The sequence below is a fragment of the Candidatus Paceibacterota bacterium genome (assembly GCA_035452965.1).
Taxonomy (GTDB): Bacteria; Verrucomicrobiota; Verrucomicrobiia; order Limisphaerales; family UBA8199; genus UBA8199.
On record DAOTCE010000019.1, the window covers coordinates 63839 to 90518 of the forward strand.

At 62.6% G+C, this 26680-nt stretch carries 22 protein-coding genes and 1 pseudogene; 14 read left to right on the top strand and 9 right to left on the bottom strand.

The window, feature by feature from the left end; all coding sequences use genetic code 11:
- Window positions 1-18: 18 nt before the first annotated feature.
- The 5 genes and pseudogenes from P5205_14620 to P5205_14640 all read left to right on the top strand — a co-directional run bounded on the left by P5205_14620 (window position 19) and on the right by P5205_14640 (window position 4140).
- A complete protein-coding gene (locus tag P5205_14620; GenBank protein ID HSA11596.1) occupies window positions 19-309 on the top strand; it encodes a hypothetical protein in 291 nt (96 codons plus the stop codon).
- Between the two features lie 2 nt (window positions 310-311).
- Window positions 312-680, top strand: a complete 369-nt coding sequence (locus tag P5205_14625; GenBank protein ID HSA11597.1) for a hypothetical protein — start codon at window positions 312-314, stop codon at window positions 678-680.
- Between the two features lie 158 nt (window positions 681-838).
- Window positions 839-3133: a DUF4928 family protein gene (locus tag P5205_14630; GenBank protein ID HSA11598.1), complete on the top strand. Its 2295-nt coding sequence runs from the start codon at window positions 839-841 to the stop codon at window positions 3131-3133.
- Window positions 3134-3138: 5 nt separating this feature from the next.
- Window positions 3139-3534 carry a very short patch repair endonuclease gene (locus P5205_14635; protein ID HSA11599.1) on the top strand — a complete coding sequence of 132 codons (396 nt, stop codon included), beginning with the start codon at window positions 3139-3141 and terminating at the stop codon, window positions 3532-3534.
- 99 nt (window positions 3535-3633) lie between these two features.
- Window positions 3634-4140 (top strand): annotated as a pseudogene (locus P5205_14640) (ATP-binding protein).
- 91 nt (window positions 4141-4231) lie between these two features.
- On the opposite strand, the gene P5205_14645 reads toward P5205_14640, so the two are convergent.
- From P5205_14645 to P5205_14660, 4 genes are all read right to left on the bottom strand, one after another.
- Window positions 4232-7054: a fibronectin type III domain-containing protein gene (locus P5205_14645; protein ID HSA11600.1), complete on the bottom strand. Its 2823-nt coding sequence runs from the start codon at window positions 7052-7054 to the stop codon at window positions 4232-4234.
- A gap of 149 nt (window positions 7055-7203) precedes the next feature.
- Complete coding sequence (locus P5205_14650; protein ID HSA11601.1) at window positions 7204-9762, bottom strand: PEP/pyruvate-binding domain-containing protein; 2559 nt, start codon at window positions 9760-9762, stop codon at window positions 7204-7206.
- A 36-nt stretch (window positions 9763-9798) separates the two neighbouring features.
- Window positions 9799-11139, bottom strand: coding sequence for an NADP-specific glutamate dehydrogenase (gdhA, locus tag P5205_14655; GenBank protein HSA11602.1), 1341 nt, complete (start codon window positions 11137-11139; stop codon window positions 9799-9801).
- Window positions 11140-11260: 121 nt separating this feature from the next.
- Window positions 11261-12193 (bottom strand): endonuclease/exonuclease/phosphatase family protein, encoded by a 933-nt coding sequence (locus P5205_14660; protein HSA11603.1) that lies wholly within the window; start codon window positions 12191-12193, stop codon window positions 11261-11263.
- Between the two features lie 93 nt (window positions 12194-12286).
- Here P5205_14660 and folE2 point away from each other — a divergent pair, with 93 nt between their 5' ends.
- The 4 genes from folE2 to rpsR all read left to right on the top strand — a co-directional run bounded on the left by folE2 (window position 12287) and on the right by rpsR (window position 14408).
- Window positions 12287-13186 carry a GTP cyclohydrolase FolE2 gene (gene folE2, locus P5205_14665; GenBank protein ID HSA11604.1) on the top strand — a complete coding sequence of 300 codons (900 nt, stop codon included), beginning with the start codon at window positions 12287-12289 and terminating at the stop codon, window positions 13184-13186.
- Between the two features lie 191 nt (window positions 13187-13377).
- Window positions 13378-13962: a TraR/DksA C4-type zinc finger protein gene (locus P5205_14670; protein ID HSA11605.1), complete on the top strand. Its 585-nt coding sequence runs from the start codon at window positions 13378-13380 to the stop codon at window positions 13960-13962.
- Window positions 13962-14129: a 50S ribosomal protein L33 gene (rpmG, locus tag P5205_14675; GenBank protein HSA11606.1), complete on the top strand. Its 168-nt coding sequence runs from the start codon at window positions 13962-13964 to the stop codon at window positions 14127-14129. The genes P5205_14670 and rpmG overlap by 1 nt, the downstream gene beginning before the upstream one ends.
- A gap of 12 nt (window positions 14130-14141) precedes the next feature.
- Complete coding sequence (gene rpsR / locus P5205_14680; protein HSA11607.1) at window positions 14142-14408, top strand: 30S ribosomal protein S18; 267 nt, start codon at window positions 14142-14144, stop codon at window positions 14406-14408.
- A 58-nt stretch (window positions 14409-14466) separates the two neighbouring features.
- On the opposite strand, the gene P5205_14685 is transcribed toward rpsR, so the two are convergent.
- The 5 genes from P5205_14685 to P5205_14705 form a co-directional block, all read right to left on the bottom strand.
- A complete protein-coding gene (locus P5205_14685; GenBank protein ID HSA11608.1) occupies window positions 14467-14631 on the bottom strand; it encodes a hypothetical protein in 165 nt (54 codons plus the stop codon).
- Window positions 14632-14831: 200 nt separating this feature from the next.
- Window positions 14832-15755: a 50S ribosomal protein L11 methyltransferase gene (locus tag P5205_14690; protein HSA11609.1), complete on the bottom strand. Its 924-nt coding sequence runs from the start codon at window positions 15753-15755 to the stop codon at window positions 14832-14834.
- Window positions 15756-15806: 51 nt separating this feature from the next.
- Window positions 15807-16406 (bottom strand): histidine phosphatase family protein, encoded by a 600-nt coding sequence (locus P5205_14695; GenBank protein HSA11610.1) that lies wholly within the window; start codon window positions 16404-16406, stop codon window positions 15807-15809.
- Between the two features lie 109 nt (window positions 16407-16515).
- Window positions 16516-17217, bottom strand: a complete 702-nt coding sequence (locus tag P5205_14700; protein ID HSA11611.1) for an ABC transporter ATP-binding protein — start codon at window positions 17215-17217, stop codon at window positions 16516-16518.
- 15 nt (window positions 17218-17232) lie between these two features.
- Window positions 17233-18450 (bottom strand): efflux RND transporter periplasmic adaptor subunit, encoded by a 1218-nt coding sequence (locus P5205_14705; protein ID HSA11612.1) that lies wholly within the window; start codon window positions 18448-18450, stop codon window positions 17233-17235.
- Window positions 18451-18831: 381 nt separating this feature from the next.
- Here P5205_14705 and P5205_14710 point away from each other — a divergent pair, with 381 nt between their 5' ends.
- From P5205_14710 to P5205_14730, 5 genes are all read left to right on the top strand, one after another.
- Complete coding sequence (locus P5205_14710) at window positions 18832-20667, top strand: right-handed parallel beta-helix repeat-containing protein (GenBank protein ID HSA11613.1); 1836 nt, start codon at window positions 18832-18834, stop codon at window positions 20665-20667.
- Window positions 20668-20703: 36 nt separating this feature from the next.
- Window positions 20704-23745: a CHASE domain-containing protein gene (locus tag P5205_14715; protein HSA11614.1), complete on the top strand. Its 3042-nt coding sequence runs from the start codon at window positions 20704-20706 to the stop codon at window positions 23743-23745.
- On the top strand, window positions 23742-24974 hold the full coding sequence (locus tag P5205_14720; protein HSA11615.1) for a fused response regulator/phosphatase: 1233 nt from the start codon (window positions 23742-23744) through the stop codon (window positions 24972-24974). Before P5205_14715 ends, P5205_14720 begins: the two co-directional genes overlap by 4 nt.
- A complete protein-coding gene (locus P5205_14725; GenBank protein ID HSA11616.1) occupies window positions 24971-25729 on the top strand; it encodes a response regulator in 759 nt (252 codons plus the stop codon). Before P5205_14720 ends, P5205_14725 begins: the two co-directional genes overlap by 4 nt.
- A gap of 91 nt (window positions 25730-25820) precedes the next feature.
- A complete protein-coding gene (locus P5205_14730; GenBank protein HSA11617.1) occupies window positions 25821-26654 on the top strand; it encodes a response regulator in 834 nt (277 codons plus the stop codon).
- Window positions 26655-26680: the final 26 nt, after the last annotated feature.

Sequence of the window (26680 nt, forward strand, 5' to 3'; positions counted from 1 at the left end):
CTAACCTTAAGGAAGCCAATGATTCCCAAAAACAAAGTCGGCAAAGCCTTTACTCGCCTGCTTGAGAAAATGGACCGCTCTGCGGTTAGCGCGATGCTGGGCGATTGGAACGGCTCTGACTTGTCAGAGGACGGCGCAAAGATTTTTTGGATTGATGAGCGGAGCGGGACTGGAAAGCTGTATTACAGCAAGAGTGAGTTTTTTGCATGGCTGTTCAGCGATGAACCACTAGACCCCGCGCAGTATGCCCTAGACCAAGAATGGGTTGACCGGGTGAAGCTGGCGCGGCAAATCGCAACGGAGGTTTGACCATGAATGCCCGAACTGCTCACCGCAGCTTGCGCCGAGTCCTCCCGCAGGTCACCCCGCAGGAAGTGGCCGAACTGCTTTTGCGGGAACAAAAGCGCAAACAGGCTAAGGCAGAACAGGGCAGGCTTTTGGGGCAGATTTCTGATTTGCTTTTCCGGTTGGACCCCGAAGGCATTTACCTGTCAGGCCGGGGTGCGTATGAAAATGAAGCCGGGGAGATTGCCCTTGAGTTGAGGCACTGCCGCACGGCAAGCGATGTTCAAGCACTGGTCGAACGGGTGTTCTGCGAGCAATTCGGGCCAGCGGAGCCGGGGAAGTATCAGGGGCTTGCTACTGAACTGAGAAAGGAGGTGACCAGACCAGCATTTTGACCATTAGCGCGAGTTGTAATTGCGATTAACGCGCAGTTGCGAGGCACCCCGAATTTATCCTTTTTTTGGGTGCTTGAGGGGGAGGCGGCGTGGCCGGGGTGTCCAAAAGTTAGCGCAGCACAATTTTACGAGGGCACCAATTCTTGAAATTCTAATCGGTGCTCGCCTTTGCAAGATTTCATTCGGCCAATTTTCCTGCGAAGCCCCCATCCTTCAAAACCATTTTTCGCACCAGCAACCGCTTTGGCGGGAACAGCATGGCTTTTAACGATGAATCTTGTTATGGTCCTCGCGTGTCCGTTGATGTTGGAAAAAAGTTGAACGCCAGTCAGCCCCGCGTTGCTGAGTTTTTCGCGGGAATCGGCCTTATGCGTTTGGGCCTGCAAGGTGCTGGCTGGCGCGTGGTTTATGCGAATGACCTCGACCCCGACAAAGAGGAAATGTATTCGCACCATTTCCCAGACGCCCCAGAACATTTCCATTTAGAGGACGTTCACAAGGTTGCGAAGATTGCGGGTGAGAAAATCCCTGACATTGATTTGGCTACCGCCTCATTTCCTTGCAACGATTTATCGCTTGCGGGTGCGATGGAGGGGCTAGGGGGCAAACAGTCCTCCGCATTCTGGGGGTTCATCAAAGTTCTAGAGAATCTTGGCGAACGCCGCCCCAAACTGGTGTTGCTGGAAAACGTTTTGGGCTTCCTCACTTCGCACAAGGGAGGCGATTTCCGCAAAGCCATGCTCGCGTTGAACAGCTTGGGATACGCGGTTGACCCGTTCATAATGAATGCCGCTTGGTTCGTGCCGCAGAGCAGGCAACGGCTGTTTGTCGTTGGCAAGCGTGGGGCACAGTCCAACGTCAATTTTACAGATTCGATTTTGCGGCCCCCGGCCTTGGCGAAATTCATCAAAGCGAACAAGTCCATCCGGTGGGCCATTGCTGACCTGCCAACACCGCCACAGTTGAAAGTGAGGCTAGAGGATATTTTGCAACCCCTGCCGCACACTTCTAAACAATGGTGGTCAACGGACAGGGTTGAATATTTTCTGAACCAGTTGAGCGAGAAGCACGCCGCGCTTGCCGCGCAACTAAAGGGGCAAAGAAACTACACCTACGGCACAGCCTTTCGGCGCATACGGAATAAACGCTCAATGGCAGAACTGCGAACAGATGGCATCGCAGGCTGTTTGCGAACGCCTCGCGGCGGCAGCGGAAGGCAAATCGTTTTCAAAGCTGGCAAGGGTGAGTTTTACGTAAGGCTCATGACCCCGCGTGAGTGCGCCCGATTGATGGGGGCAGACGAATTCAAGATTGATGTTCCCTTGAATCAGGCTCTTTTCGGTTTTGGCGATGCGGTTTGCGTTCCTGCTGTTAAGTGGATTGCTGAGAATTATCTCAACAAATGCCTTGAGCCGCAGCAGAATGGCAAACCAATCGCACAGTCGAAGGCACAAAAAGTCACAACTCGTGATACCCGAATGAAAGACCAAGTTTTGAGAGCGTTTGAGGCGTGGTTTGCTGCGTTGCCCGTCTATCCCGAATCATGTGGCCCAGCCAGAGGCACCATTGCTGCCGCCCTTCATGTCCTTGAACTTTGCAAAACGAATTACTGTCTCAATTTGGATTCTTATCGCACAGCCCACGGCAAGGCGCAGATTCGTGGACTCTCGCCAAAAAAGGTTCAGGGCATACTCGCGGGTTTTGACGAACATCGAATTTACCTAAAGGAAACGGGGCGAACAAACCGGGGTGGGCCGGGGGATATTGGCACGATGTTAGACGCCCTACGCCCCTTTGAACTGGAAAGATTGCCAACGGAGGAACGGAACGAGATTCTGAAATCACTCCAAGGATTCTTAGTTGAGCGCGTAAAGGATTGGCACAACCAGCAGAGGCTTGAACCCTCCTTTGACCCGACGAAAACCACATGGCAATTCGTCGCAGATTTGCTAACGAAGGCGAGGGAGAAAGGTAAGGACAGGATTTTATCTCAACACTTGGTCGGCGCGAAACTCGCGCTCCGGTTTCCAACCATGACCATTCAGAATTTTTCCTACAGCACCGCCGACAATCAGTTGGGCAGGGCGGGAGATTTTCACGTGGGCGACACCGCTTTCCATGTGACCGTTAGCACCGGGGCTGGTGGTCAGGGCAGCGGGGTTTTCCAAAGATGCCTCGAAAACATTCAACAGGGAATCAGGGTCTATGTGATTGTTCCTGCCGGTAAGCTAACCGCAGCCCGAACACTTGCCGCCGAAGCTGCGGAAGGGAAGATAAGCGTGGAGAGCATCGAATCCTTTGTGAGTCAGAATATGGAGGAAATTGCTGAGTTTTCTGGCGAGCATCGGAAAGACAGACTTCGGGCGTTGCTGGAAAAGTATAATGAGCGCGTGGGGGCCGTTGAAACGGACAAATCGCTTTTGATAAACATCCCGCCAAACCTCCTGCCATAATCGTGATGGCCATGACACGTTCTCAAATCATGGCGCGAGTCCGTTCGCGAGGGAACGAGTCAACCGAGTTGAATCTGATTAAGATTCTGCGAAGCGCGGGGCTGCGAGGGTGGCGGCGTCACTGGCCAGTTTTCGGCAGTCCCGATTTCGCTTTTCCAAAAGCACGGCTCGCCGTTTTCGTTGACGGCTGTTTTTGGCATGGTTGCCCGAAGTGCTACCGCGCCCCGGCTTCAAACGTCCCTTACTGGCGTCAGAAAATCGAACGCAACCGGAAACGAGATTTACGGGTGAAAGGGGAATTGCGGAAACGCGGTTGGACTGTGATGCGGTTTTGGGAATGCCAGTTGAGGAAGGCTGGCAGAATCACCAACCGAATCAGAACCGCGCTAGGTAAATTCTAAACCCCCTGTGATGCAAAAAAATTCAACTTTTTTTCAGGGGGCAAAAGGCGCAGAATGGCCCTGTATTTACAGGCGTTTTAGATGATTCTTCCTCTAGTATCTCAATTCATGCTGGTGGCGGCGATGAACCCGACGCCCGACGGCAAGATGCCCGGCGAATCGCGCAGCTCGCCGCGTGAGATTCAGAGTTACCTGGGCCGCATATCCGGCCCGCTGTTGGACCGGATTGACCTGCACGTGGAGGTGCCCCCGGTCAAGTTCCGCGAGATTACCGGCGAGCGAAACGGCGAGCCGTCCGAGCAAATCCGCGCCCGGGTCGTCGCGGCGAGGCGGATTCAGCAGGCGCGGTTCAAGGACAAGCCGAAGATCACCTGCAACGCCCGCATGGGCAGCCGGGAGCTGAAAAGCTACTGCGCCCTGGATGAGGCGACGATGGAGCTGCTGAAGTTCGCCATGACCGACTTGAACCTCAGCGCGCGCGCCTATGACCGCATCCTGAAAGTGGCTCGGACCATTGCCGACCTGGCGGGCGAGGAGAAGATCGGCAGTGCGCACATTTCCGAAGCCATCCAGTACCGCTCGCTGGACCGGCAATTGTGGACCTGAACAGCCGGCGTGGCGGACAGTGACAGGAATCCCTTGAGGTGACGCAGACGTCCAAGCTGGCGTTACGCCGTTATGCGGGGACCACGCGCGTTCAGGGGACGAGTTCGGCGCGGTAGAATCGCTGCGGCGCGTTGGTCGCCGCGTCGTCCACGAAGCTGACGGAGCCGCTGACGTTCGGTAGGTTGGTCAACGTCTCCCAGCTCGTAAGATTGCTCGAGACCAGAACCGTGTAGACCAGGCCCGGCTCAGCGCTGAGTGTAACCTGCGGCCGCCGGTCGGGCAGCCAGGCGATGGCCTCGAAGCGCGCGGGCTTGCTGAAGAAACGCAGGATGTCCGCCATGTAGGCGCTGCGCGTTGTGGCGTTGGTGATGGTCTCGAAGGGAAAGCCGAAATAGACGACTTTGCCGCCGCCTGCCGAGCCGTCGTATTGCACCGCGGCGGTGCCGCCGCTGCCGCCCACATAGCTCAGCGCTGCGCTGGCCCCGGCGCCCAGGGGCGTGAGCGCATCCGGGTTCTGCACCCAGTATATCCCATTTGTGCCGTTGTCGAACGTGGCGTCGCCGCTGCCGGCAAAGATTGTCCCGCCCGCCGGGCTAACTGTGTAGCTGCCGCTATTGTTGTTGGCGTCCGCGCCGAGATCAGCGTGGAGCGCGTTGTTCAGGAAAGCACGATCGGCTGCGGCAGGTCCAGTGGCGCGGTCCAGATCCCACCCAATGTCCGCGCCGGATACGAACAGGTGGCCGCCCGCGCCGCGGAAGGTGTTGAGGAAGCTGCGCTCCACGCTGCGGAAGGTGTTGGTCAGGCTCGTGCCGCATTCCCAGACCACGATGTCGTAATTGCCGAGGCTAACCTTAGCGCTGGTCACCGCCTGGCGGGAGCAGGAATCGAACGGCATTCCGAAGGCGCTGATGGCTTTGCCGTGCTGCACCACATAGTCAAACGCGTTATTGGCTTGCGGCATCACCCGGCCGGTGGCCCCGGTGTTGCCCGGCGGCACATAATTGGTCTTAGTGAGGTCCTGGCGCAGATTGGTCGTGCGGTCGAACCGGTCAAAGGCGTTCACAAAGAGCACCCGCGACTGCGCCGGATTCGAAGCGCGCCGGCAACCGACGACTTCTGACGGAAACGATTGGCCCCCGTTGTTCACTGCCGCCACGCGGAAATAGTAATCCGCATCGGCGGGCAGTGTCGTCAGCGTTGTCGAAGTCGTCCCGCCGCCGCCCACCGCCACGGGACTGCCAAAGCCGTAGCCATTCGTGGAGACATAGACGACATAGCCCGTCGCCGCGCCGCTGCCGGCTTGCGCAAGCGGGGTGTTCCAGGAAATCTGCACGCCCGTCGGCACGGCCACCGCGCGGACGCTGTAAGGTGGTTCAGGCAGGAAATTCAGCGCCAACCCGTCATACTTATTCATATACTTCACCACGGCGTGATAAGCAGCCCGGGCGACCCAATTCCGCGCCTTGGGATCCAGCAGCAGCTTGATGTCTTCCGTATTGTCGTGGAAGGCCACCTCGATGATGGTGGCGTCCATCTCGCCGCTGAAATTGGCCGTGTTGATCTCGGCGTAACTCCCGTCGCCGTAAGTGATGTAGGGACTGCGATCGTGCCAGGGCACCTCCAGGAAGGCATTCATGCTCGTCAGATCATAGGTGACTTCCTGGCCGCAGGCTGTGGCAAGCCAGACCTGATTGGGCGTGCGGTCGGCCGCGTTGCTGTTGTAAAGCCCGACTGTGCCCCGCGCGGTCGCCGTGTTCGTATTTCCTGAGGTGGCATTGGAATGGAACCCGATGTAGATACGCTTGTACATGCTGGAAACGACGTTTGTGTAGTTCATCTCCCGCGCCATCCGCGCCGTGGTGCCGAAGTCATCCGTTTCGTCATTACTGCCCGGAATGTCGTAGATCTCGCTCGACTGCCCTTGCCCCAGCGAGTTCTGCACCCAGTAACGCGTCGCCTCCTCCTCGCGCGGGTATGTGGAGACTTTCCCGCCCCGTGCGATCGAGCCCATCCCGTTGCCGAACCGAATTGCGTCGGCGATGACAACGCCCGTGGCGCCGGGCACCGGCCCCAGATTGCTGACCAGCACCGCGCCATCAGCCGAATTCGCGCCGGCTGCGAAGTAGTAGGTGCCCAGGTAAACCCACCCGTTGCCCACCATGTGATGCGGCACGCGCACCAGCGCCTCGCCTCCCGTATGGCGGATGCGGTAGAGCTGGTTGGTCCGGTCGCTGCCTGCGGTCACCCACGTGTAAACCGGGTAGAAGCCTGTTAACGGTATGTTGGGCGTGTAAGTCGCCGTGGCAGACTCGGTGTCGGACACAGCCGCGGAGCGGGACGGCACATCGCCCGCGCTGCCGTAGAACACCGTGTCGCTGGTGTCGCTCCAAGCGCCGCTCCATGTCACGCCGGCACTGTCATTGTCCAGCACCACCTCGTTGGTTTGATGTCCCACTGGCCGCAGCGGCACCACCGTGGCGCCGGCGTTAAAGCAGTAGAAGGCGAACAGGGTCATCTGGTCCAGGTTGCCGTTGTCCTCGTTGATGCCCGCATACTCGGGCCGGCACAATCGCCAGGCGCTCGGATCGTACACCCATCCATGCCGCGCGCCGGCAAAGACGATCCGCCCGCTCAACGCCCCACTCGGTTGCCCGGGCGCCGGCGCAATGGGGCCCACCGCCGCCGGTCCAGCCGACGCCTCCGCCAGCGCGTCATAGGACAGGCTGGCCTGGGCTGCCAGCGCTTCGGCGGGAAGCGGTTCCGGTGTCAGGAATGCCCCCGCGGCGGACTCAGGCCGGTCTTCCTGAGTCGCGCGCAGGCCGGGCGCAAAGCCGGCCAGCACCAGGCATAACACGCCGCCAACGGGGAAGAAGTTCGCTCGCAAGAGCCGGAAACAGCCAGGCAGAGAATTCATAATCAGCACATCGCCAATCCGAGTCCTTCTCGGACATCTGCCCACTCTAGCCCACCTGCGACGGCTGAATCAACTGATTCGACAGAAAGTTGTGGTGTGGGCAATCAACGGCCGACTTGTGGCGCGCAACTACAGCCGGCCGCGGTTGCTCAGGACCGAATGAACACCAGCGCCTCCTGCTCGGACGTATCGGCTCGGAGCCAGACGCGTTGGGAGGCGCCGCCGCATTCGATCACCTTCACGACCTCCGCGAGGGCCGCGGCGCCGGGATCAAGGCTTAGCAGCCGGTTGGGCGCCTGGCGGAACCATTCCTCGTTGATGCTGTTGTCAGACTTCTTCGGGAAGTAGGCCACGTAGAGCATGTCGTGCTCCACCAGATCATTGAAGAAGTGCGTGCCCAGCGACACATCCGGGATGAGGTTCTCGTGCATGGCCACGACCTCGCACACGACGGAAGCGCGGCTGATTTCAGTGAACGAGACGGGGATGCCCAGCGAAGGGCTATGCGTGCCCCAGCGCCCGGGCCCGATCAGCATGAGCCCGCGGTCATCTGCGGCCTGGAGCCGATTGAGTTTTCCAATCAGCCGGGCCACCGCATAGCGGGACTGCTCGGGGAGCGCCGCGTACTGATCGGTGACAATGTAGATGATCCGGCTGAGGGGTTGCTCGCGCGAAACGCCAATCACACCGCCATGAGCTGCCAGCAGGGTTGTGTGCGCGGCGGGCACCGGAGGGGCCACGCCAATGCTCTCACGCCGGATTTGAAAGGTGCGGCATTGGAGCAAGTGGATGCGATAAGAGCCGTCGCCCAGGAAGTTCACGGTGAATTCAATGTCCACCGGGTGCTCATAGACCGACTCCAGGATCTCCAGCATGCGGCGCAGGTCCCGCGCCACCGGCGTTTCCCGGAGCAACCGGTCGAATGTGACGAGAGGATAATCCCGGGCCGCCCGCGTGAGGTAGAGGTCGAGCGGGAAGTCGGGTCCTTCTTCGATGACGTCCTGGAAAGGCAGGGAGACGAACTTATCATCCTGCAAGTCGAGGCAATCCATGCGCCGCTGGGAATGCTCGCACACATCGTCGAAATCCGCCTCGGGCCGGCGGGAGGGAGCGTTCAGCGCCACCAGGCGGGTATAATCGTCGTCGCTGCGGTCCACGGCCCGGGTGCCGAGGCCAAAGACCAGCCGCACCACTCCGGCCTGCGGCTGGATATCCTTGTGCCAGGCAAAGGGATTAAAGGAGAGCCCCACGCCGGCTGCTTGGGGGTAGTAGTAGCGGCCATTGGGAGCGCCGCTCACCCGCATGATAAGCAGCGCCATCCGCTCCTCACTCTCCAGCAGGCCGCGGCGTTTGCGGTAGAGCAGCGCCTCTTCGTCCAGCACGCTCGCATAAACGCGGCGAACCGCCTCGAGCAGGCCCTGCTTGCGCTGCTCCCGCGAGCCGCGGTTGGCGACAAACACGCTCTCGTACTTGCCGGAGAAGGCGTTGCCCCGCTCGTCCTCCAGAATGGAGCTGGAGCGCACGATGTAGGGCGATTCGCCGAAATAATCCAGCATCCCCTGGAACTGCTCCAGAATGCCCGCCGGGAACTGTCCCTGGAGGATGCGTTTGCGCCCCTCGTCCAGGCCCTGCAGAAAGGACGCGGGCTTCTTCTGCTGCTCGCGAATCCACCAGACTTGATTCTGCACCAGGAAAGTGACGAACACTTCCGCCCCCACGAAGAAGGAATCGTGCACCTCCAGCCGCGCGGCCAGGCCGGGGTCGCGTTCACGCAGAATCGCGCGCGCCACGAGCATGCCGAGAGTCTTGCCGCCGACCGAGCCGATCCCGATCATGCGGTCGCGGACGGCCAGATAATCTTCGAGCTTGAGGAACCGTTCCGCCAGGGCGGCGATGCCGGAGCGGTGCACGCGCAGCGCCCAGCGGACCCGCCGCAGCGTATCCTCGAGCCGCTCGGGAGGGCAACGGTCCTGGCGGTATTCTTCGGCCACTGATTCAGCCTCACGGAACAGCCGCCGCCAATGGCCCATGCGCTGGTCGCTCTGGAGGCGCGGCCACTGCGTGTGCGACAGGATGGGCGCCAGGACCGCGCTCTCCTTCACCGGCCGGTACCGGTCGCCGCTGCGCACGTGCAGGGTGTTCATGACCTCGCGCGACCGGTGCTGGACCTTCACCGGGCGGATATAGAGCCGCCCGTCCAGCCGGAACACATCGAGCATGAACTGCGTGATGTTGCGGATTGGCTCGACCGCGTAGGCCGAGTGCAGGTCGCGGAAGATGCCGAAGTAGGTCACAGTCTCCAGATCCAGCAGCCGGGGGCAGGTGAGTTGGAAGAAGTTGCCGAGACCCTGATCGGAGACCCAGGTGTCCGCGAGGTGCGAGAGGCAGTCGAAGACATACAAGGTGCCCCGGCCGGCGTTTTCGATCACGGCATGGACATTGCGCACAAAGGCCTCGAATCCGGCTTTGGGATCCAGGTCATGTTGCTCGACCGCAGGACCCGGCGACAGCAGCTGCGGGTGGTCGGCAAAGCGGAAGTAGACCAGGCGCCGGCCGGCCGCCTGGGCGGCCGCGGCGTAAGGCGACACGAACTCCTGGTAATCAGCGATCGCATCCACCTCCCAGACGATATTATCGCCCGGTTCGATGCCACTCAGCACCGCGTCGAGCCCGGGCAGGCCTGTCGTTGCTGGAGGCTGGTGCTGCATGTTCGACTGCCGTCCCCGGACCACCAGCGGGCTGCGCTAGACTAATCCCTGGTCAAGCATTGCGTCGGCCACCTTGACGAAGCCGGCGATATTGGCGCCCATCACATAGTTGCCGGGCGCGCCGTATTCCTCGGCCGTCTCGCGGCAGTTGTTGTGAATATCCACCATGATGCGATGCAGGCGTTGATCCACTTCCTCGCGATTCCAGCTCAAACGCATGGAATTCTGCGTCATTTCCAGTCCGGACGTGGCCACGCCGCCCGCATTGGCGGCTTTGCCGGGGCCGTAAAGGATGCCGGCTTGCAGATAGACAGCAACGGCCTCGGGGGCGGAGGGCATGTTCGCGCCCTCGGAAACCAGCTTGCAGCCGTTCTTGAGCAGCGTTTTGGCCTCTTCGCCGCTGATCTCGTTCTGAGTGGCGCTCGGAAAGGCACAGTCGCACGGCACCGACCAGGGCCGCTCGCCGGCCAGGTAGGTTGCGCGGAACTTCTGCGCGTACTCCTTGATGCGTCCGCGGCGCACGTTTTTCAGGTCCAGCACCCACGCCAGCTTCTCCGCGTCAATCCCGGCCGGGTCGTGGATGGTTCCCTCCGAATCCGACAGCGTGACCGGTTTGGCGCCGCATTGCAGGAGTTTCTCCACGGTGTATTGCGCGACGTTGCCGGAGCCGGAAACCGCGCACACTTTGCCGGCGAGCGAATCACTGCGCGTATTGAGCATCTCCTCGGCGAAGTACACCGCGCCGTAACCGGTGGCCTGCGGCCGGATGAGCGAACCGCCCCAGTTGAGGCCCTTGCCCGTGAGCACACCGCAGAAATCGCTCTTGAGCCGCTTGTATTGGCCGAACAGGTAACCGATCTCCCGGCCGCCCACGCCGATATCGCCCGCGGGAACGTCCATGTCCGGACCGATATGCCGGAACAGCTCGGTCATAAAGCTCTGGCAGAAGCGCATCACCTCGCTGTTGGACTTGCCCTTCGGGTCGAAATCGGAGCCGCCTTTGGCGCCGCCCATTGGGAGCGTGGTCAGCGAGTTCTTGAAGATCTGTTCAAAGGCGAGGAACTTGAGGATGCCGAGGTTGACGCTCGGGTGAAAGCGCAGCCCGCCCTTGTAGGGGCCGATGGCGCTGTTGAACTGCACGCGGAAACCGCGGTTGACCTGCATCCGGCCGGCGTCATCCTGCCAGGCAACGCGGAAAATGATCTGCCGCTCCGGCTCCACGATCCGCTCGAGGATTTGCGCCTCGCGGTATTTGCCATGCCGTTCGATGACGGGGCCAAGCGACTCAAGCACCTCCCGCGCGGCTTGAAGAAACTCGGGTTCGCCGGCGTTGCGGCGGGATACTCCCTCCAGGACTTCCGCAGTATAAGTGCTCATTTGTCAGGATTCTCAAAGGGCATCAATGCCAGGCCGGTAATTTATAGCGGCAAACTCCAAAGGTGCAAGTTCGGCCGCCGGTGGCAAGGCGCCATCGGCTGCTTTGATCCCGGCACTGGTGCTACTTGTCGGCGGCTTCGAACGTTGCCACGATTGGCCGGTGGTCCGAGCCGACGCCCCAGTTGGCAAGGGCCAGCACGCAGGTGCCGCCGGGGACCCATTCGCGCGCCATCCCGGGACTGAGGAGCAGGAAATCAATGCGGCTGTAAGCGTCCTCCCTTCCGTAATAATGAGTCCACGTGATGTTGCGCGGGTCCCAGGCGGGGTTTGTGCTTGGGGCATCATCGCCGTTGCGTTCGGCGGGGCGAGTGTCCGTCAGCTTGTACTTGCCTCGGCCAATGACTGCCCTGGTGGGGGCGGCGTCCTTGTGGTCGTTGAAGTCGCCGAGGACCACCAGGTTGGCGTTCGGGTTGGCGGCAAACCGGGCGTCCACCTTCTCGCGCAGCAACTTGGCTTCTTCCAGGCGCAGTTCGGCCTCGTCGGCCTGGGCGATGGGCCGTTTGGACTTGAGGTGCGCGGCGATGAGGGTGAATGAGTAATTCGGGTTCACCGCGATGTCCACCTCGGCAAAGCCGCGGCTGACGTGAAACCGGCGCCCGCTCAACAGGAAGTTGTCGTTCGTATGCGAGCGGCGGGCGCTGAACGGGAACTTGCTCAGGACCGCGACGTGGACGTTGGTGTCGAAGCCGGCGACGTGTTCCCAATAGGGGAGGTCGAGGCCCTCGGCCTTGAGCGAGTCGCGGAGCTCAATCAGCGCGCTGATTGAGCCCATCTCCTGCAGGGCGAGCACATCGGGGCTGAGGGCGCGGATGCTCTCGCGGATCTTGGCCTTCGCCTCGGCGGATTTGACATAGCGGGTCTCCGTGGCTGCATCGAGATAATTCTCCACATTGTAGGTGGCGACGCGGAACGTCTCCGCGCCGGCGAACCGGGCGGCCGGCAGCAGGGCCAGCAAAGTGATTACGGGGGGAAGCAGGCGTGCGGGTATTTTCATACCGGCGGTAATATTCGGAGGTCCGGCTCAAGTCAAAGGAGTTTTTGGGGCAAAACCTTTTGCAAAACATCGCTTCACTGTTACGTTGCGAATATGTTCAAGCCGAGTGAGAACAAATCGGGCCGTCTGCGTCGCCGTCCGGCCACCGCGAAGGGGCGGCACGCGAGCCGGGGCAACGGAACGGCGCGGGTCAGCGTGGAGCGCGGGCGCGCCACCCTGGAGCCGCTGCATGACAAGCAGAGCGAGCGCGACCACCGCGAGTTGCGCATTGACAAGGTGGGAGTGCGGGGGTTGCGTTTCCCCATCCAGGTGCGGGACAAGGCGCGCGCGGTGCAGAACACGGTCGCCACGATCGGCATGTTTGTGGATTTGCCCATGGAATTCAAAGGCACCCACATGAGCCGCTTCCTCGAGGTGCTCAACGCGCATGGCAACATCATCCACGTCGAGAACATCAGCGACATCCTTCACGCGCTGCAGGAGAAGTTTCACGCAGCGACCTCGCATTTGGAGATCGAATTCCCCTATTTCATGGTGAAGCGGGCGCCGGTGACGGGAAAGGAAAGCGTCATGGATTACCGGGCGCGTTTCGATGCGGCGGCGAGCCACAGGGAGATCGAGTTTCTGCTGACGGTGAAAGCGAATGTAACCACCCTTTGCCCGTGCTCGAAGGCCATTGCCGCCTACGGCGCGCACAACCAGCGGAGCGAGGTTACCGTGCAAATTCGCTCCCGCAAATCCGTGTGGATTGAGGATGTGATCGCCATTATCGAGGGCTCCGCCAGCTCGGAGCTGTATGCGCTGTTAAAGCGGCAGGACGAAAAGGCGGTTACGGAACGGGCTTATGACAATCCGGTGTTTGTGGAAGACCTGGTGCGCAACGTGGTTGTCCGGCTCAAGGCTCACCCGGATGTGACCTGGTACAAGGTCGAGGCGGAGAACCAGGAGAGCATCCATAACCACAATGCCTACGCCTGTATCGAGAAGCACTGACCGGCTGCCCCGATGACGCCGCCCGGGCCGGGGGGCGGGCGGGGCCGGCGTGGGTGCAAATTCCTGAAGATTGTTGTGGAACTTCTGCGTTCCTTTGATACATTCCCACGCTTTCAACCGGACCCGCAAAGTTCGGGATGAGAGTTTGCAGAGCCATTTGACCGATCGGAAAGAACCGAGCAGTTTGAGTTGTGAGTGCGAAGAAGAAGAAGAAGATCAGCAAAGTGAAGCGGTCGTCCAAGCCGCACGGCTTGGCCACCGCCGCGGCCATTCTTGGCCGCCCGATCGTGAAGTCGAAGAGTAACGGCAGGGCGAAGGTCAAGGCGCAGTGGGCCAAGTACTACAGTAGGCTGCTGGAGTTGCGCGATCAGCTGACGCGGCAGATGGATGGGCTGGCCAAAGAGTCCGCCCAGGAGATGCCCGGCTACAGCCTGCACATGGCGGATTCCGGCACCGATAATTTCGACCGAGATTTCGCTTTGAGCCTGCTTTCCGCCGACCAGGACGCGATGTACGAGATTGAGGAGGCGCTCAAGCGGATCGAGAAGAACACCTACGGCATTTGTGAGCTTACGGGCAAGCCGATCCCCCGGAAGCGTTTGGAGGCCATCCCCTGGACGCGGTTTACCGTGCAGGCCCAGGCGCAGTTGGAGCGCGAAGGCGCCTTGCGGCAACGCCGCCTGGGAGCGCTCGGGACCGTGGATGCCGTCGGCTTGGCCGAAGTTGAACCTGAGGAAGATGAGGCTGAAGAGAAGCCTAAAGAGAAAGAATCGTAATGCCCCGCGAAATCATCACCATCGAATGCACGGAGGCGCGCAAGGAAGGCAAGTCCCCTTCGCGCTACACCACCACACGGAACAAGAAGCTCAAGCCGGAGAAGCTGGAAATCAAGAAATACAACCCGGCCTTGCGGCGCCACACTGTCCATCGCGAAATCAAGTAGCCACCACGACTTATGCCTCGCAAGACTCGTCCCGACAAACCGGGTAAACGCGGCGCCCGCGGCCGGTCCTCCTACGGTGAAATCCGCACCCCCCGCCCCAAGCCCAAGATTGACTTCACGGTGGACGCGCTTGATTTCAAGAATGTCACTTTGTTGCGGCAGTTCGTGACCGACCAGGGCCGTATTCTGCCCCGGAAGTACACCGGCCTGCCCGCGCACTATCAGCGCCGGCTGAATCGCGCCATCAAGCGCGCCCGGCAGATGTTGCTGATGAAGTAAATGAAAAAGCCACGCGCGGGCGTGGCTTTTTCATTTCAATTTGCGGTTCTAATCGTCTCTACGTCGCTTCGCGGGTTTCCCAGTCCCCGAGGTGGAGGTATTCCCTGATCTTCCTGCGTTCGTAGCGATGTTTCAGAGGTTTCTTTGGCTGGTTGTCAACTTTGCGGAAAGGATGTTTGGGGTTACGAATAGCCTCGCTGATGATTTCCAACGATTTGGTCATAGCTTGATTTGTTTGCTTGTTCTTGTTCAGCCATGCATGAAGGGTGCCATCGAGCCATCCTTGTTAGGGCTCACAGTGCTTTGAATATGGCATTTGCCGCTTCAAGCAATTCTATTATAAGACTATTTCCAGAAAAATCCATTCAAAAAACTCGCGTGGCATTTTTCCGGTCCGGCGGGCGTGTCCCGACCCCGCCGCGCTTACTTGCCCTGACGCCGGGGAGCATGGCGCCAGCCAAAGGCGCCGGAGCGCCATTCCCTTTGCGTCCGGGCGGCCAGCAACCGCAGGCCCGCGGCTGAGCAGGCCCGTTGGACCTTCGCGAACTCGGCCGCCAGGATGCCGGCAACCACCATGACCCCATCCCGGCGCAAGCGGGTCAGGAGCCGTTGCTGCTGCTCCAGCAGCAGGTTTGTAACCAGGTTGGCGCAGATCAGGGAGTATTGCCTGCTGGTTTGGCGCGGCAGCCTGGTCAGATCCTGTTGCCGAAAGCGGATTTGACCGGACACGCGGTTGCGGCGCGCGTTGGCCCGGGCAGTTTGAACTGATTGAGGGTCGCAATCGAAGGCATCCACCGGGGCATAGCCGAGCTTGGCGGCGGCGATGGCGAGGATGCCCGAGCCCGTGCCGACATCCAGGCAGGACTGCGCCTGGCCGCGTCGGCGCCGGGCGACCAATTGCCGCAGGCAGAAGGCGGTGGTCGGGTGCCGGCCGGTGCCGAAGCTCAAGCCCGGATCGAGCACAACCACCGCCTGGCCTTTTCGCGGGCGGTGCCGGCTCCAGCCTGGCTTGAGCAGGAGGGCGGAACCAATCTCCATGGGCCGGAAATGCCGCTTCCAGGATTCCGCCCAGTCTGCCCGGCGGATTCGCTTGATGGAGATTCTGCCAGGACCGAGGTCCAACCCGCTGGCCGTGATTCGCTCCAGGCCCGAGGCAAGCTCCGCCCGCCTGGTTCCGGACCAGGCTGACCTCGCGCGAAGGTAGGCTGATACCGTCGTTTGACCGGTTTCAACGTCGGTGTAGGAAGCCGCCGGTTGGGAGAAGGTGCTCCCGAGCAATTCGGCGACGGCGTCTTCGGCTTCGGGAGTCGTCGCGATGGAGATTCGCCAAAGCGAGTTTTGTTTCATCAACTATGCCTGGCCTGGCGCGGGCGCCGGCAGCCGGCGCATGGTCGCGGCTCAGGCGGTTTCACGCCAGGGAGTGAAGTTGACCAGTTGCAGCTCGGCCCCCTCCGGCAGGGCCAGGACGCGGGTGACGCTGGCGTATTCGATTTCAAACGCCGCCATGCGCGCGAGCGGCCAGCGGAGCATGATGCTCAACAGCACACGGATGATGCCGCCGTGACAGAAGACGGCGACTTCCTGGCCGGGGTGGGTGTCCAGGATTTGGCGCAAGCAGGGCTCCACCCGGTCGCGCAGGGTGTCGGCGCACTCGGCATTGGCGATGCCGTCGCAGTCCAGTTGCTCGAGCCAGGCAAAAGCGCTGACGCCGAATTTCGCCTCGACATCCGCCCAGGCCAGTCCCGTCCAGTCTCCGAAGTCGGCTTCGCGCAAGTCCGGCAGGATGACGGGTCTGGGCGTTCCGTTGACCAGGAGCGGCGCCAGCGTTTGCTGGACGCGTTTCATGGGGCTGGCGTAGATCGCGCTCAAGGGCTGCCGGCGGAGGTAAGCCGCCAGCGCGTCCGCCTGCTCGTGGCCGCGGGGCGAAAGCTCCATGTCAATCCGGCCGCCGAAGATGCCCTGGTAGCGGGATTCGACTTCACCATGGCGGATCAGCAACAGGCGAGTTGGGGCCGTCTCCGCGGGGGAAGGACGGTCGGGCGAGGGGCAAGAGGGGCGGGACGGGGCAGAGGTGGTAACGGGGTTCACTGGTTTGCGCTGGGCAGGATCACTTGACGGGTTGGTCGCTGAGCTGGCCTTTTTCGAGATAGACCGTCCGCGAGGCGCGCGCGGAGGCGTGGGGGTCGTGGGTGACCATAATGATCGTCTTGCCGTGCTCGCGGTTCAGCGCCTGGAGCAGGTCCAGAATTTCGTCCCCCGATTTGCGGTCGAGGTCGCCGGTGGGCTCGTCGCAGAGCAGCAGCGTGGGGTCGGTGACAATCGCGCGGGCGATGCCCACGCGCTGCTGTTCCCCGCCGGAAAGCTGGCGGGGGTAGTGCCGCTCGCGGTGGGAGAGTCCGACGATGGCCAGGGCGGTGGACACGTGTCGTTTCCGCTGCGTGCGGGACAGGTGCGTGAGCAGGAGGGGCAATTCGACATTGCGTTCGGCGGTGAGCACCGGCAGGAGGTTGTAGAGCTGGAAGACGAAGCCGATGTGCCGGGCGCGCCAGGCGGCCAGCTTGTGGTCAGACAGCTCGTCAACGTGCTCGCCCGCGATGCTGACCGAGCCGCGGGTGGGCCGGTCCAGCCCGCCGATGAGGTTCAGCAGGGTGCTTTTGCCTGAACCCGACGGCCCCATCAGCGCCAGGAACTCGCCCGCCGGCACCTTCAAGTGCAGGTCCCGGAGGACGTGGATGTCCTCCGAGCCGCGGTGGAACACCTTCTCCACGCCATCCACGTTCACCAGCGCGTCGTTGGCCGAGTCAGTCATGCGTTTCCTGGTTGCTCAGTTCTTCTCGACTACCGCCGATTTGTCGGTCAGGCCCTTGGGCCAGTCGGCGACGATTCGTTCGCCGGCCGCCACGCCGGCGCTGATGACAACCCCCTCGAGGCCGGTGCTGCTGACCGTCACGGCCCGGCGCTCGGTGCGCCCGTCGCGCACGACGAGCACCACGCTGCGGCCGTCCTGCTGCTGCACGGCGGCTTTGGGGACGATCACGGTGCGGCCCGCCGTGGGGCCGGACCCGCCCGCTTCGCGGAAGGCGACCTTGGCGCTCATCTCGGGCAGGATGCGGGGGTCGAGCTTGTCAATCCCGATGCGCACTTTCACGGTGGATTTCTGCCGGTCGGCGGTCGGGATGATCGCAATTACCTTGCAGGGGATCTTCCAGTCCGAGTAGGCGTCGAGCGTCGCTTCCACGGCCTGGCCCGGGCGGACGCGATTGATGTAGCTCTCGTTGACATCTATTTCGATCTCCAGGGACTCCATGTCCACGATGGTGCAAATGCCGGTGCGCGTGAAGCCGCCCCCGGCGGAGATCGGGGAAATCATCTCGCCCGGTTGCGCATTCTTGGAAGTGACGATGCCGGTGAAGGGCGCGCGGATGATGGTGTCGTCCAGTTGCTGCTGCCAGTAGGCCACCTGCTTTTCCGCCACCGCGATGTCGGCCTGCTGCTGGTCTAATCTCGCTTTAAGGGCCAGGTGCGCGGCTTCGGCGTGATCATAGTCGGCCTGTGTGCCGACCTTGTGCTGGAGCAGGCCGGCCTGGCGCTGCAGCTCCTGGTCGGCTTCCTTAATGCGCACGCGAGTTTCGGCCAGGGCGTTTGTGGCCGAGATCCGCTGCGCTTCCGCCAGGTAGAGGCTGGTTTTCACGTTCGTATCGTCGAGGCGCGCCAGGATTTGGCCTTCCTGCACTTTCATCCCCTCCTCGACGAGCACCTCGGTGACTTTGGCGGTGATCTTGGATGAAACGGTCGCCTGTCTCCGGGCGGTGACGTAGCCGGAGGCGTTGAGCACCGTCCGCTCGATGCCCGGGCCGGTGGCCTCCCGCACCTGCACGGTGCGCACGGGGATGGCGCCTGGCCGCTTGAGCCAGAAGGCGGCCCCGGCCGCAAGCGCCAGCACGAGGACGACGGCCAGTAACAGCCAGAGTCGCGAGGACGACTCGGGTCTGGCGCTGCGCTCGATGCGCAAGTCATCCAGCGTGGGTTTCGGCGAACTCATAGATCACGGCCCCGTGGAGGAAACTGGTTTTTCCGCTCAGGGTCAAGGTAATGCTGATCCGGGAGGGCACCGGGGGGGCGATTTGGCGTAAGTGCGGGCTCCGCCGGGGGTTATGCAAATGAACCTACGGTGTGGATACGGTGTGGATACGGTGAGGATACGGAGGGACTGGCTGGCGTATAGGGGACTGGTTCCGGGGAGCATTGGATGAGAGGCGAAAGCGGCCTGCCTGACTGAGGGATTGCGTTCGCGGCTTGTATTGGCTGGCTCGTACTGCCAACGTGGGGGCAGGATGAGTAAGATAGGCGGCCATTCTTTGGTCACTTGCGCGGGGCCAATCAACTGGCAGAGCGCTCTACTGCACCTTCATCATTTCGACCTATGAAACAGATCACCGCAATTCTGCTGCTGGCGTTGGCGGCACAGCTCGCCTCGGGCAAGGAGTTCCATGTCTCCGTCAACGGCAACGACCGGAATAAAGGGTCGGCGTCCAAGCCGTTCCGCACCATCTCGGCCGCGGCGCAAGTGGCGCAGCCGGGGGATGTCGTTACCGTGCACGCGGGCGTTTATCGGGAGCGCATCGCGCCGCCGCGCGGGGGGAAGTCCGACCGGAAGCGTATTGTGTATCAGGCGGCACGGGGGGAGAAGGTCGAGATCAAGGGTTCGGAGATGGTGAAGAACTGGGTGCGGGCGGAGGGGGATGCCTGGAAGGTGACGCTGCCCAACTCGTTCTTCGGCGCCTTTAACCCTTACAGCGACCTGATTCGCGGCGACTGGTTCCTGCCCAAGGGCCGGGAGCATCACACGGGCGCGGTGTATTTGAACGGCGAGTGGCTGAACGAGGCGGCGAAGCTGGACGAGGTGCTGAAGCCCGCGGGCGCCATCGCGCTGTGGTTTGGCCGGGTGGACCAGGACAACACCACGATCTGGGCGCAGTTCAAGGGGGTCAATCCCAACGAGCAGTTGGTGGAGATCAACGCGCGGCGCACGGTGTTTTACCCCGAGAAGCCGTACATCAACTACATCACCCTGCGGGGTTTCACCCTGCGGCACGCGGCCACGCCCTGGGCGCCGCCAACCGCCGAGCAGATCGGGTTGATCGGGACGCATTGGAGCAAGGGCTGGATCATTGAGAACAATGAGATCAGCCACTCGCGCTGTTCGGGGGTCACGCTCGGGAAATACGGCGATCAGTGGGACAACACCTCCGCCGACACCGCCGAGGGCTATGTGAAGACGATTGAGCGCGCCCTGGAGAATGGCTGGAACAAGGAGACCATTGGCCACCACGTTGTCCGCAACAACGTTATTCACGACTGCGAGCAGACGGGCATTTGCGGCAGCCTGGGGGCGGTGTTCAGCCGGATCGAGGGCAATCACATCTACAACATCTGGGCGCGGCGACTGTTCACCGGCGCCGAGATGGCGGGCATCAAGATCCACGCCGCCATTGATACGCGCATCGAGCGCAACCGGATTCACCATGCCGGCCTCGGGATCTGGATGGACTGGATGGCCCAGGGCACGCGGATCACGGGGAATCTTTGCTACGAAAACACCACCTTCGACCTGTTCGTCGAGGTGGACCACGGGCCGTTTCTGGTGGACAACAACCTGTTCCTGTCGCCGGTCAGCATATCGGATATGTCCGAAGGCGGAGCCTACGCGCACAACCTGATGACGGGTCACATCCACAGCCGTCCTGAACCGAACCGGGTCACGCCCTACCATCCCGCCCACACGACGGCGGTGGCCGGGTTGGTGGACATCAAGGGCGGCGACAACCGCTTTTACAACAATATCCTGGTCGGCAAGGGGCCTGGGGCGGGGGACTTCGGGCTGCGTGTGTATGACCCGCGGGAGTTCCCGTTGCAGACGGGTGGCAACGTGTATTGCCATGGCGCTCGTCCTTATGCCAGGGAAACCGGAGCGGTGAACCTGCCGGGAGTTGATCCCCGGGTGCGCTTGGTGGAGGAGGGGCAGAATGTGCATTTGCACCTTGTGTGGGATCACGCGATGCGAAACCCAGGCACGGTGCTTGTGACGACTGAACTGCTCGGGAAGGCCAAGATTCCGGACCTCGCCTACGAGAATCCCGACGGTTCGCCACTGAAGGTGGACCACGACTACTTCGGCCAGCGGCGAAGCGCGTCGCGCCCAACGCCCGGGCCATTTGAGAACGTGGCCGACAAGGAGACCAGGCTGAAGGTCTGGTGAGGGGAGCGTCCGCAGTCCGCATGAGAGTCTGGCACCATGACGCCTGAGGAAACTAGGGAACCGCCGACTCCTCCGCCTGCGGCGACGTTGAGCCGGAGGCTGTTGTTTCCCCAACCGATCGCGTGGATCGTGCTGGTGATTGCGCTGGCGGCCAGCGCGGGGGCGTGGATGGTCGCCTGGAATAAGGCGAAACTGGAGGCGAGCAACCTGTTTAACGAGGAAGTGGAGAGGATTAGGGGGGCGTTGTCGGAACGGATGCAAATCTACGAGGATGTTCTGCATGGAGCCGCGGGCCTGTTCGCGGCGAGCTCCAGCGTGGAGCGCGGAGAATGGCGCGCCTACCTGCAGAGTGTGTCCGTTGAGGAGCGTTTTCCGGGCATTGACAGCGTGGGTTTCTTGGACTTCGTGCCGCGGGCCGAATTGCCGGCGTTTCTCAGGACCGCGCGCGCGGACCGGCCGAACGGCTTTGACGTGAGAGATTCGGGGACCACAAACGATCTGCTGGTCGTCAAGTACATCTATCCGGAGGCGCGCCATCGCAGGATGCTGGGGCGGGACATGTGGGGGGATCCGGAGCAGCGGAGCGTGACGGAGCGGGCCTGCGATTCAGGGCTCGCCGCCATGAGTGGGATGATCAGCCTGCAGGTGGAGGGCCGCGGGCCGCAGGCCGGTTTCTTAATGGTCCTGCCGGTGTATCGCCACGGGATGCCCACGGACACCAAGGCGGAGCGGCAGGCAGCCATCGAGGGCTGGGTATTCGCCCGCTTTGTCACCGCCCAACTGATGCAACAGGTCATGGGCGGCAATCATCCGTGGCTGCACCTCCAGGTTTTCGACGATGACCCTCCAGGGTCGGACAAGCTCATTTTCGACGAGGATCCGAAGCTGACGGCGGACCGGCCACAAACGAAGGCGCTATTCCACGTGAGGGTCCATGCCGAGTTGGGCGGACGCGCGTGGAGCCTGGGTTTTGCGACCAAGCCGTCTATTGAAGCGGAGCGGCGGCGCGGGGCGGGCCTCGGGGTGGGGGCGGTGGGGGGCTTGATCAGCTTGCTGCTGTTCGGCATTGCCTGGTCGTTGAGCCACACCCGCGAGCGCGCGCTGGCGATGGCGGCGGAGATGACCAAGACCTTGCGGGAGACGAACCAGTGGCTGGAGCACGAGCGGTTTTTGCTGCGCACACTCATGGACAACGTGCCCGAGCGCATCTACTTTAAGGACCGGCAAAGCCGGTTCCTGCGCGCCAGCCGGGCGCAGTGGCGCGCCCTTGGCTGTACCTCTCCCGAGGGGGCTGTCGGGAAGACGGATTTGGATTTCTTTTCCGAGGAGCATGCCCGGCAGACCGGAGAGGATGAGCAGCGGTTGATGGCCGGCAGCGAGCCGATCACCAAGGAGGAGAAGGTAACCCGCTCCGACGGCGGCATGACATGGCTCTTGAGCACCAAGATGCCACTGCGTGACGAGCGCGGCAACATGGTGGGCACCTTCGGCATTTCGCGCGACATCACCGACCGGAAGCGCGCCGAAGAGGCCATGCGCCAGGCCAAGGAAGCCGCGGAGGAGGCCAGCCGGACCAAGAGCCAGTTCCTGGCCAGCATGAGCCACGAGCTGCGCACGCCGCTCAATTCTGTAATCGGCTTCGCCAACATTCTGCTCAAGAACAAGGCCGGCAACCTCAGCCCGGCGGATCTCAACTTCCTCGACCGCATTCAAGCCAATGGCCGGCATTTGCTGGCGCTGATCAACGACATTCTCGATCTGTCCAAGATCGAAGCCCGAAAGGTGGAACTCCGCCTGGGGTCGGTGGCGCTGGACGTGCTGGTGCGCGAAACGGTCGCGCAGCAGGAAAGCCTGGCGCGGGATAAATCCGTCGAGCTGCAGACCGACCTGCCCGCACAGGTGGCTCCCATCCTGACCGACGCAGACAAGCTCAAGCAGGTGCTGATCAACCTCATCGGCAATGCGCTTAAGTTCACCGAACAAGGCAGTGTGACGGTGCGCGTCGTGACGGAACCCGCCGGCCATCAGCCCATCAGCCTCGAGGTGGCGGACACCGGCATCGGCATTCCGCGGGAGAAACTGGGGGTCATCTTCGATGCCTTTCAGCAGGTCGAAACCGGCACGACGCGCAAATACGGCGGCACGGGGCTGGGCCTGACGGTTTCCCAGGCGCTCTGCCAGCTGATGGGGTACCACCTGGAGGTTTCCAGCGAGCTGGGCCGCGGTTCGACTTTCCGTGTCCGCCTGGCGCCTGGTTCAAAGCCGGCGGCCCCCGGTCCTTCCGAGCCGGCGCCGGCCGTCGAACCCGCGCCGCCCGCCGGTGCCACCCCCGACTTCAAAGGCAAGCTGGCGCTGGTGATTGACGACGAACCGGACTCGCGCACGCTGCTTGCCCATGCGATTGAGGACTTCGGCGGCCGGGCCCTGGCGGCGAGCTCGGGCGAGCAGGGCCTGCGCATGGCCCGCGAGTTCCGGCCCCATCTCATCACCGTGGACCTGATGATGCCGGGACTGGACGGCTGGCAGGTCATCCGCGCGCTCAAGGCGGATCCCGAGCTGTGCAATACCCCGGTGGTGGTGGTCAGCATCGTGGCGGGGGAGCAGCGCGGCCGCATTCTGGGGGCGGTGGAAGTGCTGCAAAAACCTGTCAGCCGCGCGGAACTGTTTGCCGTGATCCATCGCTGCGTCCCGGTCACGAACCCTCGCATTCTCCTCGTTGAGGACGAGGAGGACTCCCGGCGCATGCTGGCTGTCCATCTTGAAAGCGAGCCCTGTGAACTTCGCGCCGCAGCGAACGGGCGCGAAGCCGTGGAAATCCTAGAGACCTTCACGCCCGACCTGGTCCTGCTTGACCTGATCATGCCGCTCATGGACGGCATGGCCTTTCTGAACCATGTTCGGTCAATTCCCCGGTTCCAGTTCCTGCCGATCGTGGTTGTGACCGCCAAGGACCTGACCCGGGCGGAAACGGCCCGGCTGCGGCAAATGGCCCAGGACATCGTGAAGAAGGGGGAATCCTTCGAGGCCGATTTGCAGCGGATTCTCCGCCGATTCCTGCCGGACGGCAAACAACCATGAACCCCGCGCCGGTCTCGCTCTTGATCGTGGATGACGACCCGGTCTCCGCCCAGTTTGTGCGGCAATTGGTGCTCTCGCTGGGCGGGGAATTTCCGTGCATGCCGCAATGGGCGGAATCAGCGGAGGCAGCGCTGGGGGAGCTGGGCCAACGCGCTTACGAGCTGATGCTGCTGGACTACAACCTGCCCGGGGCCAACGGTCTGCAGTTGCTCGCCCAGATTCGCGATCTGCCCGCGGAGCGGCAACCCGCGGTCATCATGCTGACCGGCAGCGGCAGCGAGCGGGTGGCGGTTGAAGCGATGAAGCGCGGCGCCAGGGACTATCTGCCCAAGGAGGGCCTAGACGCGGCGCTGCTGCTGCGGGCGCTCCGCAGCGCGCTGGCGCAGAAGCAACTCGCCGACCAGGTTGCCCGCTACCACGCCCAGACGCGCGCCGACCTCGAAATGGCGCGCCACCTGCAGCAATCCTTGCTGCCGGACAGTTACCCCTGTTTTCCACGCTCGGCGGCTCCCTCGGAATCGCGGCTGCGCTTTTGTCACCGCTTTAGCCCGGCATCCGAGCTGGCCGGGGATTTCTTCAGCGTGCTTCCCCTGTCCGACACCCGGGCGGGCGTGTTTATTTGCGATGTGATGGGGCACGGCGTGCGCTCGGCGCTGGTGACGGCGATGGTGCGGGGGCTGCTGGAAAACGCCGCCCGGCGCGCGGCCAATCCCGGCCGGTTTCTCTCCGAGATGAATCACCGCCTGGGAAGCCTCCTCAAACCTGCCAGCAGCCCCATGTTCGTCACGGCGTTCTACCTCGTCGCGGACGTGGCGGCGGGCCGCCTGAGCTACGCCACGGCCGGCCATCCGCCGCCGTTGCGTTTGCGGCGGGGCACGGGTCAGGCTGCACCGCTGCCAGTGCCGTCCCGGGCCGGCGCCGCGCTGGGCTTGTTTGGTGATGCCGCCTATGTCACCAGCGAATGCCCGCTGGTCCCCGGTGATGTGATCCTGCTCTTCACCGACGGATTGTTCGAGGTGATGAGCGCCGACACCCAGGAAGAGTATGGCCGGCAGCGTTTGCTGGCGGCTGCCCGGCAACAGATCAAGCTGCCGCTGCCGGATTTGTGCGACGCTCTCATCGCCGGGGTTCGCGCGTTTGCCGGGGAGGCCGCCCTCAGCGACGATATGTGCCTGCTGGGCGTCGAGGTCACCGAGCGCAAGATTACGAGAAAGGAGGCAACACCATGAAACAGATCGCCGTCATCGAAGACAATCCGGACAATCGCCTGCTTGTGCGGGTGATCCTCCAACCGCTCTACGAGGTCACCGACTATGAGAACGGCCGGGCTGCGCTGGACGGCCTGCGGCAGCAGAAGCCCGACCTCGTGTTGCTGGACGTGTCGCTGCCCGAGATGGACGGCACCGAGGTCCTGCGGCGCATCCGGGCTGAAGATTGCCTGCGCGATCTGCCCGTCATCGCCTTGACCGCGCATGCGATGACCGGGGACCGCGACAAGTTCCTCGCAGCCGGCTTCGACGATTACCTGACCAAGCCAATCGTGGACGAGACGTTGCTGCTGGACGCGATCCAGCAGCTGCTGGCCCGGAAGCCGGGGTCGTGCCCGGCCAAGACGGACACTGCACCGCAAAACCTCGATGTCGGCGCGGTGGAGCGGTTGCAGCGGCTGGGAGACAACGAGTTCGCGTGCAAGATGATAGACCTGTTTCTGGACTACTCTGCCAAGAGAATCACCGAGGCACGCGCGGCGCAGGCGGCCGGGAACCTCGCCGGTGTCGCGCGCGCGATGCATCCCCTCAAGTCCAGCGCGGGCAACGTTGGCGCCGACCAGGTCCAGGCGCTGGCGACGCGCATCGAGGAGTTGGCGGAACAGGGCCAGGGCGAACAGGCGGCCGCTTCCCTGACCGAACTGGAGCAGGCGTTTGCCGTCGTGAAACCCAGGCTGGAGGAGACCAAGCGCGGCCTCGCGCCTCCGCCGAAGTAACGGCGGCTTTACAGCGAGTCTCCCGCCCTCTAAGGTCTGGCGTGTTGTGAGTGTGCTGCTTGTGCGAACCAAAACCACAACCTGACAGCCTATGAATTCTAGCCCTGGCGATCCTCAAGCGCCCGCACCCAGGCCCGTGCGGGTCCTCGTGGCGGAAGATTCGCCACTCAACCAACAGGTGGCGCTCAAGCAGCTGGAGAAGCTTGGCTACCAGGCTGACGGCGTCGCCGACGGCGTGGCCGCCGTCGAAGCGATCCAGCGCGCGGCCTACGACATTATCCTGATGGATTGCCAGATGCCCGAACTCAACGGCTACGAAGCCACCTGGCAGATTCGTGATGGGGAGCAGAGGCAGGCGCAGGAGGGCGGCCAGCCACGGCGCATTTACATCATTGCGATGACGGCGAATACCAAGGCCGACAACCGGGACAAATGCCTGGAGGCCGGCATGGACGATTTCATCCGCAAGCCGGTCCAGTTGCCTGAACTGGAGGCGGCCCTGCACCGGGGATTGGCGGACCGCGCATCCCACAAGGCTCTCGAAGCGGTCATTGATCCGGTCGTCATTGCCGGCCTGCGGCAATTGCGGACGCCGGGCAAGCCGGATCCCGTTGTGGAACTGATAGACCTGTTCCTCCAGGAAGCCCCGGGGCACCTCCAGGCCCTGGAAAGCGCCGTCGCCCAGAATGACCACACCTCGCTGGCGCGCACCTTCAGCGCCGCCGTCCGCCTCAAAGGCGGCGCCATCAACCTCGGCGCGCGGAACCTCGCCGCGCTTTGCGACGAGATCGAACACACCGCCCGGAAGTGGTCACTGGCCGAGGACGTGCCGCCGCTGCTGGAGCGGGCGAAACGGGAGCTGACTCGTGTGCAGAAGGCTCTGGAGACGATCAAGCACAGTGAAGAAGCCAGGCCGGCGGGATAGCGACGCCGGCCGGCGAGCGGCAGGGG